Annotated in this window: 20 protein-coding genes; 8 read left to right on the top strand and 12 right to left on the bottom strand. The window is 59.4% G+C overall.

Translation table 11 applies throughout. From position 1 onward, the window contains the following. Window positions 1-26 precede the first annotated feature (26 nt). Window positions 27-335, bottom strand: coding sequence for a hypothetical protein (locus R6X40_RS13990; RefSeq protein WP_318414406.1), 309 nt, complete (start codon window positions 333-335; stop codon window positions 27-29). A 390-nt stretch (window positions 336-725) separates the two neighbouring features. Between R6X40_RS13990 and R6X40_RS13985 the strand changes: the two genes are divergently transcribed. Then, on the top strand, window positions 726-887 hold the full coding sequence (locus R6X40_RS13985) for a hypothetical protein (protein WP_318414405.1): 162 nt from the start codon (window positions 726-728) through the stop codon (window positions 885-887). Window positions 888-1,109: 222 nt separating this feature from the next. Next, on the top strand, window positions 1,110-1,298 hold the full coding sequence (locus R6X40_RS13980) for a hypothetical protein (protein ID WP_318414404.1): 189 nt from the start codon (window positions 1,110-1,112) through the stop codon (window positions 1,296-1,298). A 38-nt stretch (window positions 1,299-1,336) separates the two neighbouring features. Here the strand turns inward: R6X40_RS13980 and R6X40_RS13975 are convergent, their stop codons facing one another. Then, entirely contained in the window at window positions 1,337-2,164 is an 828-nt protein-coding gene (locus tag R6X40_RS13975; RefSeq protein WP_318414403.1) for a bifunctional allantoicase/(S)-ureidoglycine aminohydrolase, read from the bottom strand. A gap of 244 nt (window positions 2,165-2,408) precedes the next feature. On the opposite strand from R6X40_RS13975, the gene R6X40_RS13970 reads away from it, so the two are divergent. Next, window positions 2,409-3,176: an MOSC domain-containing protein gene (locus R6X40_RS13970; protein WP_318414402.1), complete on the top strand. Its 768-nt coding sequence runs from the start codon at window positions 2,409-2,411 to the stop codon at window positions 3,174-3,176. Here the strand turns inward: R6X40_RS13970 and R6X40_RS13965 are convergent. Then, window positions 3,169-4,335, bottom strand: coding sequence for an AI-2E family transporter (locus tag R6X40_RS13965; protein ID WP_318414401.1), 1,167 nt, complete (start codon window positions 4,333-4,335; stop codon window positions 3,169-3,171). The two genes, R6X40_RS13970 and R6X40_RS13965, sit on opposite strands and share 8 nt — an antisense overlap. Window positions 4,336-4,526: 191 nt before the next feature. Next, a complete protein-coding gene (locus R6X40_RS13960; protein WP_318414400.1) occupies window positions 4,527-5,738 on the bottom strand; it encodes an MFS transporter in 1,212 nt (403 codons plus the stop codon). 394 nt (window positions 5,739-6,132) lie between these two features. Here R6X40_RS13960 and R6X40_RS13955 point away from each other — a divergent pair, with 394 nt between their 5' ends. The 4 genes from R6X40_RS13955 (at window position 6,133) to R6X40_RS13940 (ending at window position 11,541) form a co-directional block, all read left to right on the top strand. After that, window positions 6,133-7,833 (top strand): long-chain fatty acid--CoA ligase, encoded by a 1,701-nt coding sequence (locus R6X40_RS13955; RefSeq protein ID WP_318414399.1) that lies wholly within the window; start codon window positions 6,133-6,135, stop codon window positions 7,831-7,833. A 442-nt stretch (window positions 7,834-8,275) separates the two neighbouring features. Continuing rightward, on the top strand, window positions 8,276-9,901 hold the full coding sequence (pgi, locus tag R6X40_RS13950) for a glucose-6-phosphate isomerase (RefSeq protein WP_318414398.1): 1,626 nt from the start codon (window positions 8,276-8,278) through the stop codon (window positions 9,899-9,901). Window positions 9,902-10,038: 137 nt separating this feature from the next. Further along, window positions 10,039-10,281: a DUF6894 family protein gene (locus R6X40_RS13945; protein WP_318414397.1), complete on the top strand. Its 243-nt coding sequence runs from the start codon at window positions 10,039-10,041 to the stop codon at window positions 10,279-10,281. Between the two features lie 192 nt (window positions 10,282-10,473). Further along, window positions 10,474-11,541 carry a glycosyltransferase family 1 protein gene (locus R6X40_RS13940; protein WP_318414396.1) on the top strand — a complete coding sequence of 356 codons (1,068 nt, stop codon included), beginning with the start codon at window positions 10,474-10,476 and terminating at the stop codon, window positions 11,539-11,541. Here R6X40_RS13940 and R6X40_RS13935 read toward each other — a convergent pair. The 3 genes from R6X40_RS13935 to R6X40_RS13925 all read right to left on the bottom strand — a co-directional run bounded on the left by R6X40_RS13935 (window position 11,523) and on the right by R6X40_RS13925 (window position 13,895). Beyond that, window positions 11,523-12,449: a carbohydrate kinase gene (locus R6X40_RS13935; protein WP_318414395.1), complete on the bottom strand. Its 927-nt coding sequence runs from the start codon at window positions 12,447-12,449 to the stop codon at window positions 11,523-11,525. The genes R6X40_RS13940 and R6X40_RS13935 overlap by 19 nt on opposite strands. A 74-nt stretch (window positions 12,450-12,523) precedes the next feature. Next, window positions 12,524-13,222 carry an orotate phosphoribosyltransferase gene (locus tag R6X40_RS13930; RefSeq protein WP_318414394.1) on the bottom strand — a complete coding sequence of 233 codons (699 nt, stop codon included), beginning with the start codon at window positions 13,220-13,222 and terminating at the stop codon, window positions 12,524-12,526. A 106-nt stretch (window positions 13,223-13,328) separates the two neighbouring features. Then, window positions 13,329-13,895: a glyoxalase superfamily protein gene (locus tag R6X40_RS13925; protein WP_318414393.1), complete on the bottom strand. Its 567-nt coding sequence runs from the start codon at window positions 13,893-13,895 to the stop codon at window positions 13,329-13,331. 403 nt (window positions 13,896-14,298) lie between these two features. Between R6X40_RS13925 and R6X40_RS13920 the strand changes: the two genes are divergently transcribed. After that, on the top strand, window positions 14,299-14,799 hold the full coding sequence (locus R6X40_RS13920; protein ID WP_318414392.1) for a hypothetical protein: 501 nt from the start codon (window positions 14,299-14,301) through the stop codon (window positions 14,797-14,799). 40 nt (window positions 14,800-14,839) lie between these two features. On the opposite strand, the gene pyrC is transcribed toward R6X40_RS13920, so the two are convergent. The 5 genes from pyrC to R6X40_RS13895 all read right to left on the bottom strand — a co-directional run bounded on the left by pyrC (window position 14,840) and on the right by R6X40_RS13895 (window position 19,609). Beyond that, a complete protein-coding gene (pyrC, locus tag R6X40_RS13915; protein ID WP_318414391.1) occupies window positions 14,840-15,892 on the bottom strand; it encodes a dihydroorotase in 1,053 nt (350 codons plus the stop codon). Window positions 15,893-16,000: 108 nt separating this feature from the next. Next, complete coding sequence (locus R6X40_RS13910) at window positions 16,001-16,630, bottom strand: nucleoside triphosphate hydrolase (protein WP_412178387.1); 630 nt, start codon at window positions 16,628-16,630, stop codon at window positions 16,001-16,003. A 2-nt stretch (window positions 16,631-16,632) separates the two neighbouring features. Continuing rightward, a complete protein-coding gene (locus tag R6X40_RS13905) occupies window positions 16,633-17,421 on the bottom strand; it encodes an ATP-binding cassette domain-containing protein (protein ID WP_318414389.1) in 789 nt (262 codons plus the stop codon). Continuing rightward, window positions 17,421-18,479 (bottom strand): ABC transporter permease, encoded by a 1,059-nt coding sequence (locus R6X40_RS13900; RefSeq protein WP_318414388.1) that lies wholly within the window; start codon window positions 18,477-18,479, stop codon window positions 17,421-17,423. Before R6X40_RS13900 ends, R6X40_RS13905 begins: the two co-directional genes overlap by 1 nt. Window positions 18,480-18,583: 104 nt before the next feature. Further along, window positions 18,584-19,609, bottom strand: a complete 1,026-nt coding sequence (locus R6X40_RS13895; RefSeq protein WP_318414387.1) for a sugar ABC transporter substrate-binding protein — start codon at window positions 19,607-19,609, stop codon at window positions 18,584-18,586. Between the last annotated feature and the right edge of the window lie 45 nt (window positions 19,610-19,654).

Genomic DNA, 19,654 nt, shown 5'->3' with positions numbered 1-19,654 from the left:
CGAGCTTTTAGGGTGTAACCGACGCGCTACGATCCGTTGGGCAGTTGGTAATAGGGATCTTCCCTATAGGTCGCACCGACATAACAATTTGTCCCGAAGCATCGAGGGCTTCTGCGGTCTCCTGTTTGAAGGTAGATCGGTTGGGGCCTGCCGCGATGATAATAGCGCGCGCCTTGCCCAACGTAATAAGCACGCCGTTCTACGACCACTTGCTCGCGATAAACGATCGGCGCGCGGGCTTCGTAATAGCTGTATGCGCCATCGTCAACGCAACCGGACAAGGTCGCGATGGATACTCCGAGGGCACCGAGAATCGTAACGAGCTTGCGTTTCATGCTTCCTCCAGAATGGAGAGATGGCGTGACCATGAAACATGGCAAGCCTTTCTGCCCAGCTATTTTCAGATTGCCTGTTTATCTTGAGATCGCAAACCACGCACAGATGTGAGGCGCGAAGTTCACGCAGCCAGCCAAAAAGGCACCGCCTCGCCCTTAAGAAACCGGGCGACACCTTTCCGTGTAGCGACACCCGCCCACATCTTTACATCCATCCCCTCATGCCCGCCAATCTCGCGGCCTCGTTTTCACCGCCAGGGCTGTTCAAATCGTTAATCTAAGGTTAATGCGGGGCGTAGCACTCAACCGGGATGTTCAAGCCCGGCACAAGCGACGCAACATATCTTGCCCTCACCTCCGGCATGATGCCGGGCAGCAGAGGACAATGACATGTCGAACATCATCGAATATTCAGCCGATTCCAATGACGCAGCCATCGCTCTTTTTCTGCAGGACGAGAATGGCGACAAGCTGACTGATATTCTGGTAGACGCCCTGGACGAGGCCTTCCGGATTTTGCGCGACGAACTGGTCTCGGGGCAGCTGAACTAGGCTTTCCGGCCAATCCCGGTTTTTCAGAACGCGCCCGATTTTTTCAAGAACGCGACTGACTCACGAATGTCTTACGTCACCTGTAGAGTGATCTCCTGGCACGCAGAGCATCAGCGACCGCAGCTCCATCGTCGAACATGGTTAATTTTTTAACTATTTTTCGGCTATGAGCGGAACGGTTCGGCGGAACAACCGTTGAAGCGAAAACCGGGAGGACCTTCGATGATCTTCAATCTGCTCATGACAAAGCGGGACACCGCCGAAGATACCGGCACCTATGCCGATGGCGCTTTCGAACGTCCGGCGATCGACGTGACGGCCACGCCACGCCGCATTCGTGGGCACGCCGCCCATCAGCGCGATTATGGCCGCGACCGGACGATTGAACCAATCCCCGCCGGATTTGCCTGAGGCTTACCCGGCAGGAGAGGCGTTTATTAGGAGGCCGCTCAGCCGCGTGGCTTGAGCTTCATGTGGCGGTTAACGTCCTTGTAGAGCAGGTAGCGGAATTTGCCTGGGCCACCAGCGTAGCAGGCTTGCGGGCAAAACGCGCGCAGCCACATATAGTCGCCAGCCTCGACCTCGACCCAATCCTGATTGAGCCTGTAGACCGCCTTGCCTTCCAAAACATAGAGACCATGCTCCATGACATGGGTTTCGGCAAACGGGATCACCGCGCCGGGCTCGAAGGTCACGATGGTCACATGCATGTCGTGGCGCAGGTCGTTGGGATCGACAAAACGCGTCGTCGCCCACTTGCCCTCGGTGCCTGCCATTGGCGATGGAGCGATATCGGCTTCGTTGAGGAAGAGCGGCGTTGGAACATCAAGCCCCTCGACGAATTCATAGGCCTTGCGGACCCAGTGGAACCGCACCGTCTGGCTGCTTGTATTGCGCACCGACCATTGGCTCGCAGGCGGGATGAAGGCATAACCGCCCGGACGCATCTGATGGGCTTGCCCATCCAGCGTCACCGTCAGTTCGCCCTCGACGACAAACAACACGCCTTCGGCGCTATCATCGAGTTCGGGCCGATCGCTGCCGCCGCCCGGTGCGACTTCCATGATATATTGCGAAAACGTCTCGGCAAACCCGGAGAGCGGACGGGACAGCACCCACAGCCGGGTGTTTTCCCAGAACGGCAGGAAGCTGGTGACGATGTCCATCATCACGCCCTTGGGAATGATGGCATAGGCTTCGGTAAAGACGGCGCGATCCGTCAACAGCTGCGTTTGCGCGGGCGTGCCGCCCTGCGGGGCGTAATAAGTGCGATTCATCTGCTTCCCTGAACTTTCGAATGGATCAGCCATGATGGCGGCGGGATGCCATCAGGCACAGTCAATCATTAGCGCAACGCGGCACGCAGATCACGCAGCAATTCCCTCCGATCTCTGGATTCACTTTCACGCAAGAGAAGGCAATCGCGTCGCTCGGACGCAGGTTGATGCCGGAGCGTGGATCATTCCGACTTTCTTGACAGCGGTGGCGAGAAGACCTGTTGTCCTCGGCGTTGCGCCCTCTATGCTGCAGAAGATCGATGGCCGGGATGGTAACATGGTGGAACGATGGGGAACGGTGGCTGAACTCTGGCGCTACCCCGTCAGTTCCTTGCGAGGCGAACGCATCGGGACAGCGCCGCTCGATACGCACGGCGTTCTCCATGATCGCGGTTGGGGTCTGATTGATGAGACCGGCAGCGTGGCGGCACCGGAAACCGAGCGGCGCTGGCGGTTCGTGCCCGATATGCTGGCCCGTATTGGCAAGACCGGCGTCGAGATCAGCACAGACGGTACCGAATGGCTGGCGGTCGCCTCCAAAGCAGCGACCGCTGCGGCTTCGGAACGTGCAGGTTTCCCGGTGACGTTCCGCCCCCTGGCGATCACGACGGAAACCACGAGCGCCGCGCAGGCAGCCCCGCGTTATGACCGTGGCCACCTGCATATCCTGACCACCGCGTCGCTCCGGAGCCTGGCAGACCTGTTATCGCCGGAAGCGCTGGTAGATGTCAGGCGTTTCCGGCCAAACATCGTCATCGATATGGATAGGGCCGAGGCGGGTTTTCCCGACCGGCAATTGATCGGCAAGCAACTGCGGATCGGCGACGCGCTGGTTGCAGTCAAGGAGCCCTGCGAGCGCTGCAGTTTCACGGCGCTGGCCCAAGGCGAATTGCCCTTTGCCAAGGACGTTCTGCATGCAATTGCCCGCCACGGCGGCGGCGGTTTTGGCGTTCTTGCCAGCGTGATCGAAACGGCGCCGATAAGGGACGGCGATCCGGTCCGTCTTATTTGATCATCTTGCTTTTTGGTGTCGGGATCGCCTGTGTCGGGGTTGTGACCTCGCGCAGCCATTCCCGCCAGATCGACACGAGCAGCGCCATCAGCACCGGCCCGACGAACAGACCGAGGAAACCCATGGTCTTGACGCCGCCGACAAGCCCGAAGAACGTCGGCAGGAACGGCAGCTTGATAGGCCCGCCGACCAGTCTCGGGCGAAGCGTCTTGTCGACGATGAACAGTTCGACGGTTCCCCATACGAACAGCGCCGCACCGGCCACGGGCGACCCGCTGGCAACGAGATAGACCGATACGAGCGTGAAACACAGCGGGGCACCGCCGGGAACCAGCGCCATCATGCCGGTGATGATACCAAGCGTGACTGGCGACGGAACGCCCGCCATCCAGTAAGCGATCCCCAGCACGATACCTTCGCCGATGGCGATGATGCCCATGCCAGTCACCGTCGAGCTGATGGTCAGGGGCACGATGCGCGAGACGCGCTCCCAGCGCATCGGCAGGATGCGTTCGCCGAGGTGATCAAGTTGGGCGACGAGTTTCTCGCCGTCGCGATAGACGAAGAAAAGCGTGATCAGCATGAAGAGAAGCGTCAGGATGGACTGAAACGCCGATGCGCCGACGACGAGCACGCCACGATAGATGTTGCCGATATTGGAGCCGCTGACGAGTTGCACCAATTCGCCGAGCGCACCGGGATGACCGACATATTTTGCCCATTGGACGCCCAACCAGACACCCAAACCCGGGACCTGCGTCAGCCACGCCGGCACCGCTGCCCCGGCAGCGTTGGTCTCGATCGCCCAGACAGCCCAGGTGTGGACTTCATCGACTGCATAGACCGCCGCAAGCGAGATCGGCGCGACAATGAATGAAATCACCGCGATGATGGCAATCGTCGCCCCAACGGTCCGATTGCCGCCGATGGCTCCGAGAAGACGGCGGTAGATCGGCCAGCTGGCAAAGCCAATGACCAGTGCCGCCAGCACCGGCACGAGAAAACCGTTAAAGAAATAGACGCCTGCCAGAAGGACAAAGACCAGCAGCCAGCGCGCGGCCGCAATCGGGCCGACAAGCGCCGAGCGCTCAGAGGCCGCGCGTCCAATCAGCCGCGGTTCCGACGACAGTTCGTCCCGTTCACGATTACTCAGTTGCAAAGAGTGTTCCTCCAGATGTCATCAAGATGACAGCAAAACTCACGGCTTGCCAGCATGTTTCCATTTGTTTCCGGCAGGCCGAGAAACATGCGGCATAGGTAAGTATGGGAGGATGGTCAACACAAGCGGATGACAAACGAATTTCATCCGCGGGGAACAGCGGCCAAATGCGACAAATTTACACGCGGCATTTACCGGGGAACGGCTGTTGCCGCCTTCGATCGATCCAGTGAGACGGACGACAGGAAGATACCGATACCGGCCACCGACATCATCGCCCCCACCAGGCCAGTCGACGTCCAGCCATAGCCGGCGGCAATGGACAGGCCGCCGAGCCAGGCACCGAGCGCATTGGCCAGATTGAAGGCGGAATGGCTGGCCGCAGCCGCCAATGTCTGCGCCTCGCCTGCCACGTCCATCAGCCGCATCTGGATGCCGGGCACCACGGCAAAGCCGCAGCCAATCAGGAAGACGTTGATCACGGCCATCCACGGCGTCGTCATGGTGAAATAGAACAGCACATAGGCGATGAGGTTGAAAACCAGCGCAATGCCGATGGCCGGCATCAGCTTCCAGTCGGCAAGGCGTGAGCCGACGATATTGCCAAGGATCATGCCGGCGCCGAAGACCGAAAGCATGATCGGGACGGTGCCAAGAGATATGCCGGCCACTTCGGTGAGGGCCGGAGTGATATAGCTGAAGACTGAGAACATGCCGCCGCAGCCGATGGCGCAAATGCCAAGCGTCAGCCAGACTTGGCTTTTGCCGAGAGCACCGAGTTCCTTCAGCGGCGTCGCGAGCGGATTGGCCTTGTCCTTTGGAACGAATATCCATGTCAGGATAACCGTCAGCACACTGATGGCGCCGACAATGGCAAAGGCTGCGCGCCAGCCAAGGGCCTGGCCAAACCAGGCCGCGAGCGGCGTGCCAAGCAGCGTAGCGACCGTCAGACCCATCATGACGCGGCCGATGGCACGCGCCCGCTGGTGCGGCGGCGCCATGCCGGCGGCAACCAAGGCCGCGACACCGAAAAAGGCGCCATGCGGCAGGCCGGCGAGAAAGCGGGCGGCAACCAAGAGACCAAAACTATCGGCGGCAGCGCTTGCAATATTGCCAAGCGCAAACAGACTCATCAATGCAAGCAGCACATTGTGTCTCGAAAACCGCGCGGCAAGGACCGCCAGCAACGGTGCGCCGACGACAACGCCGATCGCATAGGCACTGATGACATGGCCGGCAAAAGGTACTGAAACGGCAAAATCGCCAGCTACCTGTGGCAAAAGCCCCATAATGGCGAATTCACCGGTACCGATACCGAAACCGCCGACAGCCAGTGCCAGTTCTGCGCTGGACATGCCGCCCCAACGGGCAGCCGGAATGGAAGAAAGAGCGTCGTCTGACATAGGAAGACCTGCCTGGAGCCGCATTGGCTCGAAGGATTTTCGTTCTGAAATGGGAAGCCGAGGCAAAAAACGGGAGGAAGGCCTTGGCGCTATTGCACTGCAATATACGCTTTTACGCCTGCTCGCAAAGGGATTGATGCGGATAGGTACCGCGAAAACTGGCCTGACACACGCCGCTTATTGACGTTTACGTTAAGGTTATATAATTCGGAAGGCTCTTGATGGAGTACAATAAAAACTCCATCTTGATTGGGCGGAGAATCTGGAGGGATTTTTTCGCCCATACGCAACAGGCTTGCCGGAGACATTTTCGGACAGGTTTGCGCATGGAAAAGGGAGAGACGGCGCGCTTCGCCTTTGTAGCGCGGCGACGGATCGATGAGGGAGAGAGATGATGCCTGACACATTGATGCAGACCCCGGGCCCGCAAGCGGCCAAACCCTGGTTGCAATCCTACCCCCCTGGAATGCCGGCAGATATTTCTCCCCTGCCCTATAATTCGATCGGCGACCTTTTCGCGCAATCCTGCAAGAAATATGCTGATCGCGCCGCCTTTACCTGCATGGGCAAGACGCTGACATTCGGCGACCTCGATGCGCAGAGCAAAAAGATCGGTGCCTGGCTGCAATCGACAGGCCTTGCCAAGGGCGACCGCGTTGCGGTGATGATGCCGAACGTTCTGCAGAACCCTGTCATTGTTTTCGGCATTCTTCGGGCCGGCTATACGGTCGTCAACGTCAATCCGCTCTATACGCCGCGCGAACTCCAACACCAGTTGAAGGATTCCGGCGCCAAGGCGATCTTCGTTTTGGAAAACTTTGCTCATACCGTCGAGCAGGTGGCAGCACACACGGACCTGAAACACACCGTCGTCGCCACGATGGGCGATCTTCTCGGTCTCAAGGGCCTGATCGTCAACATCGTCGTGCGCAAGGTGAAGAAACTGGTGCCCGCCTGGTCGCTGCCGGGACATCTGTCCTTCAAGACCGTTCTCGCAAAGGGTGCCGGCCAAACACTCAAAACTGTCGACGTCAAACCGAGCGACGTCGCCTTCCTGCAATATACCGGCGGCACGACAGGCGTCTCCAAGGGTGCGACGCTGACCCATTCCAACCTTCTGTCCAACATGTCCCAGATGGGGCTATGGCTGGAAACAGCATTTCTGGACAAGAAGCGGCCAGATCGCCTGGTCTTTCTCTGCGCCCTGCCGCTCTACCATATCTTCGCCTTGACAGTGAATTCGCTAATGGGCCTAAGCACTGGCGGCGAGAACATCCTGATCCCCAATCCGCGTGACATCCCGGCTTTCGTCAAGGAAATCGCCAAGTACAAGATCAATATCTTCCCGGGCCTCAATACCCTTTTCAACGCGTTGATGAACAATGCCGAGTTTCAGAAGCTGGACTTCTCCGACCTGGCACTGACCTTCGGCGGCGGCATGGCCGTGCAACGCCCCGTTGCCGAACGCTGGGAAAAGATGACGGGATCGCCGATCAAGGAAGGCTATGGTCTTTCGGAGACCTCTCCGGTCGCCACCGCCAACCGGCTCGACGGCAAGGAGTTTACCGGCACGATCGGCCTGCCGCTGCCTTCGACCGATGTCGAGATCCGCGATGAGGATGGCAACACCTTGCCATCTGGCGAAATCGGCGAAATCTGCATCCGCGGCCCGCAGGTGATGGCCGGTTACTGGCAGCGGCCTGATGAAACCGAAAAGGCCATCTCGGCCGACGGCTTTTTCCGCTCGGGCGATATCGGATTCATGAACCCGGAAGGGCTGGTCAAGATCGTCGACCGCAAGAAGGACATGATTCTTGTCTCCGGCTTCAATGTCTACCCCAACGAGATCGAAGAAGTGGCGATGACCCTTGCCGGCATTCTCGAATGCGCGGCAATCGGCGTGCCGGATGAACATTCCGGCGAGGCCGTAAAGCTGTTCGTCGTCAAGAAGGACCCCAACCTGACGGAAGCGGAGGTCAAGGCGCATTGCGCTGCGAACCTCACCAACTACAAGCGTCCAAGGTTTGTCGAGTTTCGTACCGAACTGCCGAAGTCAAACGTCGGCAAGATCTTGCGCAAGGATCTGCGCGGGTAAAAGACCGCATCGACTTGCCAGAATGCTGCATAACCTCTATTTTAGCGGAGTGGTGGCCGGAGCGCTAACTCCAGCCACCGTTTGTTTATCTTAAGAAGTGGACCCGCACGGTCAATGACCAGCTCGTGCGGGTTTTTCTTATGCCAAACGTGATGCTAAATGGTCGAAACCACATAGATCACCTCCACATTCGAGGACAGGGCTGTGTCCTGCTACAGTCCGGGAAGCCCATCCGCCCGGATGCGCCAGCTGGCGTGACGTTGCTGCTTTCGCCCTCGAATGCGTTGAAGATTATTGCAATCTGACAATTTTACAACCTAAAGATGCCGCCATCCACGCGCGTTAAAAATGGGCGCAGCGGCTTTTTATAAGCGCGCTCTTGATTTGCCAGGGGCAAAGCGACTAGCTATCGCAACCTTTCCGCAATGCAAGGAACCCTGCCATGAGCGCGCTTGTCGAACAGCTGAAATCCACCGTTTCCGACACTAACGCAACAGACATTAGGGCTGCTTTCGCCAGAGATCCCAAGCGTTTCGCCAAATATAGCGTCACGCTTGACGACATGTTGTTCGATTACTCCAAATGCGCCGTCAACGAGAAGGTGCTGGACGGATTGGAAGCCATCGCCAAGGTCGCCAAGGTCGCTGAAAAGCGTGATGCTATGTTTGCCGGCGATATCATCAACATCACCGAAGGCCGCGCCGTACTGCATACCGCGCTGCGCAACCGTTCCAACACGCCTGTTCTGGTTGATGGTAAGGACGTGATGCCGGATGTGAACGCTGTTCTGGCGGCCATGGGCGTGTTTTCCGACGGCATCCGCTCCGGAACACTTAAGGGCGCGACCGGCAAGAAGATCACCGATGTCATCAATATCGGCATCGGCGGCTCCGACCTCGGCCCGGTCATGGCGACACTGGCGCTGGCGCCCGATCATGATGGCCCGCGCCTGCATTTCGTCTCCAATATAGACGGCGCGCATATCGCCGATACGCTGAAGCTGCTCGACGCGGAAACCTCGCTGTTCATCGTCGCCTCCAAGACCTTCACCACCATCGAGACGATGACCAATGCCGCGACCGCGCGCGCCTTCATTGCTGAAAAGCTCGGCGAACAGGCTGTCGGCCATCATTTCTGCGCCGTCTCGACAGCGCTCGACAAGGTCGCCGCCTTCGGCATCGATAGCGACCGCATTTTCGGGTTCTGGGATTGGGTCGGCGGGCGCTACTCGATCTGGTCGGCCATTGGCCTCCCGTTGATGATTGCCATCGGCAAGGACAAGTTCGGTGAATTCCTTGCAGGCGCGCATGCGATCGATACCCATTTCCGCACGGCCCCCTTGCGCGAAAACATTCCGATGCTGCTCGGCCTTCTCGGCTTCTACCACCGCAACGTGCTGGGCTACGCCACGCGCGCCATCCTGCCCTACGATCAGCGCCTCTCGCGCTTCCCGGCCTACCTGCAGCAGCTCGACATGGAATCGAACGGCAAGGGCGTGACGCTCGACGGTACGCCGGTCGACGGCAATTCCGGTCCGGTCGTCTGGGGCGAGCCCGGCACCAACGGCCAGCACGCTTTCTACCAGCTGATCCATCAGGGCACGAGCATCATCCCGGCCGAGTTCATGATCGCGGCCAACGGCCACGAACCGAACCTGCGCCACCAGCATCAACTGTTGATGGCTAATTGCCTCGCCCAGTCGGAAGCCCTGATGAAGGGCCGCACGCTGGAGGAAGCCAAGGCCCAGATGGCCTCGAAAGGCCTGGACAAGGACTTCATCGAGCGCATCGCGCCACACCGCGTGTTCAACGGCAACCGCCCGTCGCTGACCTTGGTCTATGACCAGATGACGGCTTTCACCTTCGGCCGCCTGATCGCACTCTACGAACACCGCGTCTTTGTCGAAGGCGCCCTGTTCAATATCAATTCCTTCGACCAGTGGGGCGTCGAACTCGGCAAGGAACTGGCGACGGGCCTGCTGCCGGTCGTCGAAGGCAAGGAAAGCGCTGCAGGCCATGACAGCTCGACCGCGGGGCTGGTTGCGGCCCTGTTGAAGGCTGGAAAGTAAAGCCGGCAATTCCGGCAGAACCGATGAATGCAGGCTGAACGCACAATTCAGCCTGCATTCGGACACAATGCGATATCCCTGACACTGCATCCTCAAGCCAGAGAAATCTCCGGCGGCGCACGGGTTCGGGGCTTAACGTGGAACACTATTTCTTCGATCTGCATTTCGGTAACGAACAGGTTGTCGATGAAGAAGGCGTCGACCATTTCGACGTCGGATCCGCCGTCTACTATGGCCAGACAATTGCCGACAAGATCGGCCGCGACAGCGATTATCGTTCGCTCACTGTCCATGTTCGTACTTACGAAGGCTCTCTTCTCGCCATTGTTGCCGCCTCGGCCGGACGCGGTTTCGAGCAGATGGCGCTGATGGGGCGATAGACGCCTAAAACTTCCCTTTTGCTGCGCTAGTCCTGGGCTCGTCCTCCCCAAAGGCGCGCTGCCATGTTTGTCAACATGGCCGATCATCCGCCTGTCATCGGAGCATGATCAAACGGCTGCAATGCAGCAGCCACCTGATTCGACGATCAGCCGGTGCTTCACGGCAGGTGACACAGCCACGTCGGGGCCTTTATGGAAAAAACCGTTCTCGTTGTTACCGATGCCTGGCACCCGCAGGTGAACGGCGTCGTGCGCACGCTTGATGAACTCGCCCGGTCCCTCAAGGAACAGGGGATCGCCATTCATTTCCTGACGCCCGAGCGTTTCGCCACTTTCCCTTTACCATTCTATTCCGACATCCGGCTGGCGCTGCCGACGCGGCGGCAGGTGGCTGACGAGATTGATGCGGTGGCGCCGGACTATATCCACATCGCCACAGAAGGCCCGCTCGGTCTTGTCGCACGCGGCATCTGCTTACGCCGGAAGCTGCCGTTCACGACGAGCTACCACACCCGGTTTCCGGAGTTCGTCAGCGCCCGGCTGCCGATCCCGGAAAGCTGGAGCTACTGGTGGCTGCGCCAGTTTCATAATTCCGGCGACGGCATGATGGTCGCGACCGCTTCGCTCGGAACGGAAATGGCCGCCCACGGCTTTCACAACATCAAGCGCTGGACACGCGGCATCGACACCACATTGTTCGATCCGGCACGCCGTCAGAACCTGCCATTCCCCCGCCCGATCTTCCTCAATGTCGGACGGGTGGCCGTGGAGAAGAACCTGCCCGCCTTTCTCGATCTCGACCTGCCGGGCAGCAAGATCGTCGTTGGAGATGGGCCTGACCTTGCTCTCCTGCGGCAAAAGTATCCGGACGTATATTTCCTCGGTAAGCGCCTGTGTACGGAACTGGCGACGATCTATGCGTCGGCTGATGTGTTCGTCTTCCCAAGCCGGGTCGATACATTCGGCAATGTCATTCTGGAGGCGCTCGCCAGCGGCTGTCCGGTTGCGGCTTTTCCGGTGACGGCACCGAAGGATATTCTGAGCGATGGCGGCGGCGCACTTTCCGGCGATCTCAGGCAGGCTGCCCTTGCCGCATTGACCCTGTCGCGAGAGGACGCGCGTAAAAAGGCGCTGACATACAGCTGGAGCGAATGCGCACGCCAGTTTTTGTCAAATCTCGCCAGTGTGCCGCATAGCGCTTTTGCCGGGCGCGGACGGAAGCTGAGCCAACAGCCAGAGAATTACAGCCCGATCTCGTAGCTCCACGGCGGGTTTGCCCCGGCGCGAGAAACGGTGACAGCGGCTGCTTTTGCACCGAGCGCCAGCGCGTCGCGGACAGCGCTTTCGCTGAGTGTGGCAACCTGCGCCTTAGTCAGGAGATTGTTCATCTTCAGCGATGCCAGAATGCCAGCATCGAATGTGTCGCCAGCACCAACCGTATCAACAACATCAACTTTTTCGCCGGGCACAGAAACCTTGCCGCGCGTCGTGTAGCCATCCGCGCCGTCGGCGCCCTTGGTGATGACGACGAGTTTGGGGCCACGCTGCAGCCACTTGGCCACCAACTCGTCATGCGTACCCTCTTCGCCGAACCAGTCGAGGTCTTCGTCGGAGAACTTGACGATGTCGGACATGGCCGCCATCCGCAGCATGCGAGCCTTGTGGGCCTCGGCATCCTTGATGAAGCCGGGGCGGATGTTCGGATCGAAGGAAATCACCCGCTTCTGATATTCGCGGGTCATCAGCGCTTCGTAAGTCGAGCCGCACGGTTCTGGAATAAGACTGATCGCACCAAAATGCAGCGCCTCGCAGAAATCACCGAGCGCTGGCAGGTGGTCCTTGGTGATCATCCGGCCAGCGGTATTCTCGTCGAAGAAGGCGTAGGTCGCTGAGCCATTGACCAGTTTGACGAAGGCAACGGTGGTGTGCAGCGACAACGTTGCGCAGGGGGCGAAATCGACATTGCTGGATTTCAGCGTCTCGCGCAGCATGTCGCCGAACATATCGTCGGAGAGACCAGTGAAGAAGCCGGTGGGGATGCCAAGACGTCCAAGCGCGATGGCCGTGTTGAAGATCGCCCCGCCGGAATAGGGAGCAAACGCCGTTTCGCCCGCCGTCGTCTGGCGTGGCAGCATGTCGATCAGGGCTTCCCCACAGCAAACGATCACGGCGACGTCCCTCCCATCATGGATGTTATTTCAATCGATTTAAGCCAAACGGCGCCGGATTTCCAGCACCGTTTTCAAGCGGTCGCGAGTTCGCTGACACCACCGTTGCGGCCGGACCATTCGAGCGGCGCATTGAGGAAGGCCTCGACCTCCGACAGCGTCTTTTCGTCGAACAGTTTCTGCTGCTTGGCAACCGCCAGCACATCGCGCCAGGTGGCGATATTGAGCAACGTTACGCCCTTGTCCTGCATCTCGCCGCGGGCTTGTGGGAAGATGTCGTAGTAGAACAAAGCAATCCCGTGATCGACCACACCACCGGCTGCGCGGATGGCGTCGATGAACTTGAACATCGAGCCACCGGCCGTCGTCAGATCCTCGATGACGAGAACCCGGGCGCCTTCCGGCATATGGCCTTCAATCTGGGCGTTCCGGCCGTGGCCCTTCGGCGCCTTGCGGACATAGATCATCGGCAATGCCAGGCGCTCGGCCAGCATCGCCGCGAAGGGGATGCCCGCCGTCTCGCCGCCGGCAATGACGTCGAACTGTTCGAAACCGGCTTCGCGCAACACGGTGGCTGCGGCGAAATCCATCACCGCTGAGCGGATGCGCGGATAGGAGATCAGCTTGCGGCAATCGATATAGACCGGGCTCGCCATACCGGATGCCAGCTTGTAGGGCTTGTCGGCACTGAAATGCACCGCCTTGATTTCCCACAGCATCTTGGCGACGAGTTCGGCCATCACGGCCTTGTCGGGAAAGGATGTCTGGATCATCGGCGGGGCTCCTGCAGTTCGGGATTTTTATCACCCGCCGCATAGCAGGTCAGGCCACGCAATGCCAGAGGCGGAGGGCGCAGCAGAGGCTACCGCGCCACCAAATTCAACCGTCCTGGCTCTCGCCCTGCTGCTGGCAGAAAGTGATGCGGTTGTTGAAAGGATCGATCACCCCGACCTCCAGCCCCCAGGGGGCCTTTGTTACACCCGGCTTCATGTAACGGTAATCCTTAGCGGCCAGCTCCGCCTGCAAAGCGGCCGCATCTCGGACACGGACGAAGACGCGCGCGCCGGGGCTTGCATCACCGGCGTGCTCGCTCAGATGCAGGATCATGTTTTCTCTGGTGACCTGGCAGTAGAGCGGGAAATTATCGCCGAAACGATGCTCCCAATCGAGCGTGAAACCGAGGAAGCCACAGTAGAATTCCATCGCCTTGGCCACATCGAAAATGCGGAAGATCGGGATCGGCGGCTCGATGCCGACGTGACCCTCCAGCGTCTGCGCTGGCCTGTCGGCCGTGTCGATCTTCGCCGACAGGATATTCCATTGATCATAGCCAAACTGGCTGGCGACAATCTCAAGGGCTTCGCTGTGGGAAAGGCTCGTGTTGCGGTCTGCAAAGGCCTGCTTGAGCACCTTTGCCATCAGTTTTGCATCGCGAAAATCGCGCATGGTTCATCCTCCATATGGTGGCAAACAGGAAGATCAGTGCCCGCTCTGCTGACCCGTTCGCCATCAACGCCAAACGGCAAGGATGAGGAAGGTTTGGGTGGATGCATTCACCATCGTGCCAAGGCACTGCGGGACGGCTGGCCGCATCCGGCCGAGCTCATTGTTAGGTGAAGTTTTTCCCGCGATCAAGCCTGTCCCTTCGCCGATCGCAAACCACTCTGCCATCGCTCCGATCATGGCACTGCACGACAGGCGAGACCGGCCAGATTAATTCTTGGTAAGCTTAAGCTACATTAGAAATAAGGACCATGATCCGGACACAAACCGGACACATACCTGTAGTTGAGGCGGACGTTCAACGCGTCGCTGAACGCCTGATGCCCTCCTATCATGAGGTTATCCGATGAAGATTATCAGCCTTGCCACCCTCGCCGCTCTTTCCCTTGCCCCCTTCGTCCTGTCATCCGCTGCAAATGCCATGAGCATGACGGATTGCAGCGCGAAATACAAAACAGCCCAGACGGCCGGTACGCTCAATGGGATGAAGTGGAACGACTTCCGCAAAGCCCAATGCGGGACCGATGCCGCCGCGTCCACCACGACACCGGCTTCCACAAAAATGGCTGCCAAACCGGCCGCGATGAATACCGACCAGGAACCTTCGATGGCCAATACGGAGAATATACCTGAACCGGCCAAGACCACAGCAAAGGCGCCGAAGGGCGTTGTGTTCCCGACCAAGGTCGATTCGAAATATTCGACCGAGTCTGCCGGCAAAGCCCGCATGCACACGTGCCTCGATCAATACAAGGCCGACAAAGCCGACAATTCACTCAATGGCCTCGCCTGGATCCAGAAGGGCGGCGGCTTCTACAGCATCTGCAATTCGAAGCTCAAGTCCTGACATGACCATGCCGGGTTCCTGGGGGCGGGCCTGCCTGCCTTCAGGAAACGGCCCAATGCAACGGGAACATCGGATCGAACACGGTAACCGTGCCGGCCTCGGTCTCGATCTTTTCCGGGAATGTGACAGCCTCTGCCTGCTTGCGCAGCGTGATCGTCTCGTCATTGACCGGCAAACCATACCACGCCGGACCATTCAGCGAGGTGAAGGCCTCCAGCTTGTCCAGCGCATCGTCCTGCTCGAACACATGGGCAAGGCAGCTCATGGTGTTGATCGAGGTGTAGATCCCGGCACAGCCACAAGCGCATTCCTTCAGCGGATCGACATGTGGGGCTGAATCGGTACCGAGGAAGAAACGGCCGTCGCCGGATGTCGCAGCAGCCCGCAGGGCAAGCCTATGCAACTCGCGCTTGGCGACCGGCAGGCAGTAGTAATGCGGACGGATGCCGCCGACCAGGATGGCATTGCGGTTGATGATCAGGTGATGAGTGGTGATCGACCCGGCAAGATTGGCCTTCGACGATTTGATGTAGTCGATGCCGTCCTTGGTCGTGACGTGCTCCATCGTCACCTTCAATTCCGGCAGGCGTGCACGCAATGGCTCGAGCACGGTCTCGATGAAGACCGCTTCCCGATCGAAAATATCGACTTCCGGTGTGGTGACCTCGCCGTGGACGCAGAGCGGCAGGCCGATCTTCGCCATACGTTCCAGCACCGGCATGGCATTTTCGAAATTGCGCACGCCGCCATGCGAATTGGTGGTGGCACCGGCTGGATAGAGTTTGACGGCCTTGATCAGGCCACTGGCATGACCGGCTTCGACATCATCCGGATTGGTACCCTCGGTGAGATAGAGCGTCATCAGCGGCTCGAAACGATCGCCCTTCGGCAGCACTGCCAGGATGCGCTCACGATAGGCCGTCGCATCGGCGGTGGTGACCACCGGCGGTACGAGGTTCGGCATGATGATGGCGCGGGCGAAGTGGCGGCTGGTATCGCCGATGACGCCCTTGAGCATTCCGCCATCGCGCAGATGCAGGTGCCAGTCGTCAGGACGGCGGATCGTCAGTTCGGTGACGGGCTGTGGGCTCATGACGGATTCTCCAGACGCAATCGTATTGCGCATGGGTTCGGGGCATGCGCTGACCGAAGGCTCCGATAGCATCATTGTGTGGCGGAAAACAATGATCGATTGACCGGATCAGGCCGTTTCGAAAATCTCGATGGCAATATCGGCAGGCCGGGAATTGTCGATGATCCGTTTGCCGTTCGGCAGATCGTTGCCGTAGAGCTTCCATTCGATGCCCGCCGCATCCAGCCCATAGTGAATCCAGCGCTGCCGCAGACGCTCTTCCAGAACCTCATAGGAGGGGCCGACGAAGATCGACAGATCGAACATGCCGTCGAGCCGCGACCACGGTGCCTCCTCGAGCAGCAGATAGTTACCCTCTGCCAGAATGATGCGCGTTTCCGGTGCGACCGGCCGCGCAGACGCGATGGCGATTTCCCGCGAGCGGTCGAACACCGGCACCAGTACCTCTTCGTCCGCCTTGCGCACCGCCGAAACGATATCGATAAAGGCGCGGACGTCGAAGGTCTCCGGCGCGCCCTTCCGCTTCAGCAAGCCACGCTCTTCGAGAATGCCGTTGTCCATGTGGAAGCCGTCCATCGGCAGCACGGCTGATTTTTCACCCCGGCGCGTCAATTCTTCCTGCAGCGCATCGGCAAGCGTGGACTTGCCGGCCCCGGGAGGGCCGGCAATGGCGACGATGAAACGGGACGACGTGCCCGCCTTCTCGACGATGCTATCCGCGATGGCGGCAAGCGTCATGGTCATGCGGCGATGGCCTCCGGCGGCACCTTGGCGCCGGTCATGAAGGCAACGGCATCCGACATCGTATAGTCCTTCGGATTGATGACGCAGAGACGTTTGCCAAGCCGATGAATATGGATGCGGTCGGCCACCTCGAACACATGCGGCATGTTGTGCGAGATCAGCACGATCGGCAGGCCGCGGGAGCGCACGTCGAGGATCAGTTCGAGAACTTTGCGTGATTCCTTGACGCCGAGCGCCGCTGTCGGCTCGTCGAGAATGATAACCTTGGAGCCGAAAGCTGCCGCACGTGCGACGGCGACGCCCTGGCGCTGGCCGCCGGACAGCGTCTCCACCGCCTGGTTGATGTTCTGGATCGTCATCAGGCCGAGCTCCGAAAGCTTGTCTCGGGCGATCTTGGCCATTTTCGGCCGGTCGAGCATGCGGAAGATCGACCCCATCGGCCCGGTTTTGCGAATTTCGCGGCCAAGGAACATATTATCGGCAATCGACAGCGCCGGCGAAAGCGCCAGGTTCTGGTAGACGGTTTCGATACCAGCTTCGCGCGCCTCCAGCGGAGACCGGAAGTTGACGACCTTGCCGTCAAGCCGGATTTCACCCTCGTCGGGATGAATCGCCCCCGAAATTGCCTTGATCAGCGAGGATTTACCGGCACCGTTGTCACCGATCACGGCGAGGATTTCGCCGGGATAGAGATCGAAATCGGACTGGTCCAGCGCAGTGACGCGGCCATAGCGCTTGACGATACCACGCGCCGTCAAGAGGGGTGCGGTGAGAAGAGGTTCCATCAGCCTGCTACCTTTCTGATCCACTGGTCGACGCCAACAGCCGTAATGATGAGGACACCGGTCAACAGGACTTTCCACTGCGGATCGGCGCCGAGCATGTTGAGGCCCATCGACACTACACCGACGATGAGAGCACCGAAGAGCGTACCGAGGATCGAGCCGCGCCCGCCGAACAGCGAGATGCCGCCGATAACCGCCGCCGTAATGGCCTGCAGATTGTAATCCGTGACAGCCCAGGACGGGGAAATCGAACCGTTGCGGCCAATCGAGACCCAGGCAGCAAGGGCTGCGATGGCCCCGGCAAGGCCGTAGACACCGAGAAGCACGCCCTTGACCCGGATACCCGACAGTTCCGCCGCTTCCGGATCGTCTCCAACTGCATAAACGTGGCGTCCCCAGGCGGTGTGGTTGAGTGCATACCAGAGCGCGATCACGGTGATCACCATCATGATCACACCAAAGGTGAACACGGCCGAGCCGAGCTTGAAGCTGGCGCCGAAGAGACCCAGCAGGGGTGCTGAGGCTTCGATATCGGCACGGCGAATGGTCTCGTTGGCCGAATAGATATAGTTGATTGCCGCGATGATATTCCAGGTGCCCAGCGTGACGATGAAGGGCGGCAGTTTCATTCTGGAGACCAGGAAACCGTTGGCCATGCCGCAGACGGTGCCGGTCACGAAACCGGCCAGAATGGCCAGCGGCGCAGGCATACCGTAGGTCACGGCGCAATTGCCCATGACAACGGCCGAAAGCACCATGATCACGCCGATCGACAGGTCGATGCCCGCCGTCAGGATGATCAGCGTTTGTGCAGCGCCGAGAATGCCGACAACGGCGATCTGCTGCAGGATCAATGTCAGAGTTCCCGCGGTGAAGAACCGCTCACCCTTGAGGACGCCGAACACGATGATGGAAAAGATCAGCACGATCGCCGGAATGGCGGCCGGTGTCGAATGCAGAAAATGTTGGATGCGCCGCAGAGGCGAACGATCTTCGAATGAAGCGACATTCTTGTCGCTCTGATCCAGTGTTTTTTCGAATTCCTGGACGCTTGTCATGACAACGCCTCCCTCCCAAGAGACCGGCCTACCAACCGGTTGTTGAAAAGGGCGGCCCTGAAACCGCCCTTCCATATTCATTCTGTGCCGAAAGCCCTAGGGCATCAACCCCAGCACTTGTCCGTGCCGGCCTTGACGTCGATCGATTCAACGCCCTTGGCAGGCTTGTCGGTGACGAGCGCTACACCGGTATCGAAGAAGTCCTTGCCCGCAGTCGGCTTCGGCTTGGTGCCGTCCTTGGCGTACTGCGCAATGGCTTCGATGCCGAGCGATGCCATCAGCAGCGGATATTGCTGTGATGTCGCACCGATGACGCCTTCAGCCACGGATTTAACACCCGGGCAACCGCCGTCAACGGAAACGATCAGAACGTCCTTTTCCTTGCCGACAGCCTTCAGGGCTTCATAGGCGCCAACTGCGGCCGGTTCGTTGATCGTGTGGATGACGTTGATGTCCGGGTCCTTCTGGAGAAGGTTTTCCATGGCGGTACGGCCGCCTTCTTCATTGCCGTTGGTCACGTCATGGCCAACGATGCGCGGATCATCCTCATCACCGATCTTGTTCGGGTCCTTCGGGTCGATGCCGAAGCCGATCATGAAGCCCTGATCGCGCAGAACATCGACCGTCGGCTGCGACGGAACGAGATCGAGGAAGCCGATCTTGGCATCCTTGGCCTTGTCGCCGAGCGTTGCAGCAGCCCAGGCGCCGATCAGCTTACCGGCCTGCAGGTTGTCCGTCGCAAAGGTTGCGTCGGCAGAGCCGGGCGGATCGAGCGGGGTATCGAGAGCGATGACAAGCAGGCCGGCATCCTGCGCCTTCTTGACCTGGTCGACGATTGCCTTGGTATCGGAAGCGGCAATCAGGATACCCTTGGCACCATCGGCGATGCAGGATTCAATCGCTGCAACCTGGCTGTCATGGTCGCCGTCGACCTTGCCGGCGTACGACTTCAGGTCAACGCCGAGTTCCTTGGCCTTGGCTTCAGCACCTTCCTTCATCTTGACGAAAAATGGATTGGTATCGGTCTTGGTGATCAGGCAGGCCGAAACACCGGCGGCCTGGGCGGGGGCTGAAAATACGACGCCAAGCGCCAGCGCGCCGAGAGCGGCGGAAACAATAGTCTTCTTCATGAAATCCTCCCAAGGATTGAAAAATGGCACCGGCGAGCCGGCCCT

The sequence above is a fragment of the Rhizobium sp. PL01 genome, from assembly GCF_033447125.1.
Taxonomy (GTDB): Bacteria; Pseudomonadota; Alphaproteobacteria; order Rhizobiales; family Rhizobiaceae; genus Pararhizobium.
This window is presented reverse-complemented; position numbering and strand designations above follow the sequence as displayed.

Coding starts and splice junctions, on each gene's coding strand:
- pgi (WP_318414398.1), top strand. CDS start 8,276: ATGAGCGCGCTTGTCGAACAGCTGAAATCCACCGTTTCCGACACTAAC.
- pyrC (WP_318414391.1), bottom strand. CDS start 15,892: ATGAGCCCACAGCCCGTCACCGAACTGACGATCCGCCGTCCTGACGAC.
- R6X40_RS13920 (WP_318414392.1), top strand. CDS start 14,299: ATGAAGATTATCAGCCTTGCCACCCTCGCCGCTCTTTCCCTTGCCCCC.
- R6X40_RS13975 (WP_318414403.1), bottom strand. CDS start 2,164: ATGAATCGCACTTATTACGCCCCGCAGGGCGGCACGCCCGCGCAAACG.
- R6X40_RS13990 (WP_318414406.1), bottom strand. CDS start 335: ATGAAACGCAAGCTCGTTACGATTCTCGGTGCCCTCGGAGTATCCATC.
- R6X40_RS13940 (WP_318414396.1), top strand. CDS start 10,474: ATGGAAAAAACCGTTCTCGTTGTTACCGATGCCTGGCACCCGCAGGTG.
- R6X40_RS13980 (WP_318414404.1), top strand. CDS start 1,110: ATGATCTTCAATCTGCTCATGACAAAGCGGGACACCGCCGAAGATACC.
- R6X40_RS13960 (WP_318414400.1), bottom strand. CDS start 5,738: ATGTCAGACGACGCTCTTTCTTCCATTCCGGCTGCCCGTTGGGGCGGC.
- R6X40_RS13900 (WP_318414388.1), bottom strand. CDS start 18,479: ATGACAAGCGTCCAGGAATTCGAAAAAACACTGGATCAGAGCGACAAG.
- R6X40_RS13910 (WP_412178387.1), bottom strand. CDS start 16,630: ATGACGCTTGCCGCCATCGCGGATAGCATCGTCGAGAAGGCGGGCACG.
- R6X40_RS13905 (WP_318414389.1), bottom strand. CDS start 17,421: ATGGAACCTCTTCTCACCGCACCCCTCTTGACGGCGCGTGGTATCGTC.
- R6X40_RS13895 (WP_318414387.1), bottom strand. CDS start 19,609: ATGAAGAAGACTATTGTTTCCGCCGCTCTCGGCGCGCTGGCGCTTGGC.
- R6X40_RS13970 (WP_318414402.1), top strand. CDS start 2,409: ATGCTGCAGAAGATCGATGGCCGGGATGGTAACATGGTGGAACGATGG.
- R6X40_RS13955 (WP_318414399.1), top strand. CDS start 6,133: ATGCCTGACACATTGATGCAGACCCCGGGCCCGCAAGCGGCCAAACCC.
- R6X40_RS13925 (WP_318414393.1), bottom strand. CDS start 13,895: ATGCGCGATTTTCGCGATGCAAAACTGATGGCAAAGGTGCTCAAGCAG.
- R6X40_RS13985 (WP_318414405.1), top strand. CDS start 726: ATGTCGAACATCATCGAATATTCAGCCGATTCCAATGACGCAGCCATC.
- R6X40_RS13930 (WP_318414394.1), bottom strand. CDS start 13,222: ATGATCCAGACATCCTTTCCCGACAAGGCCGTGATGGCCGAACTCGTC.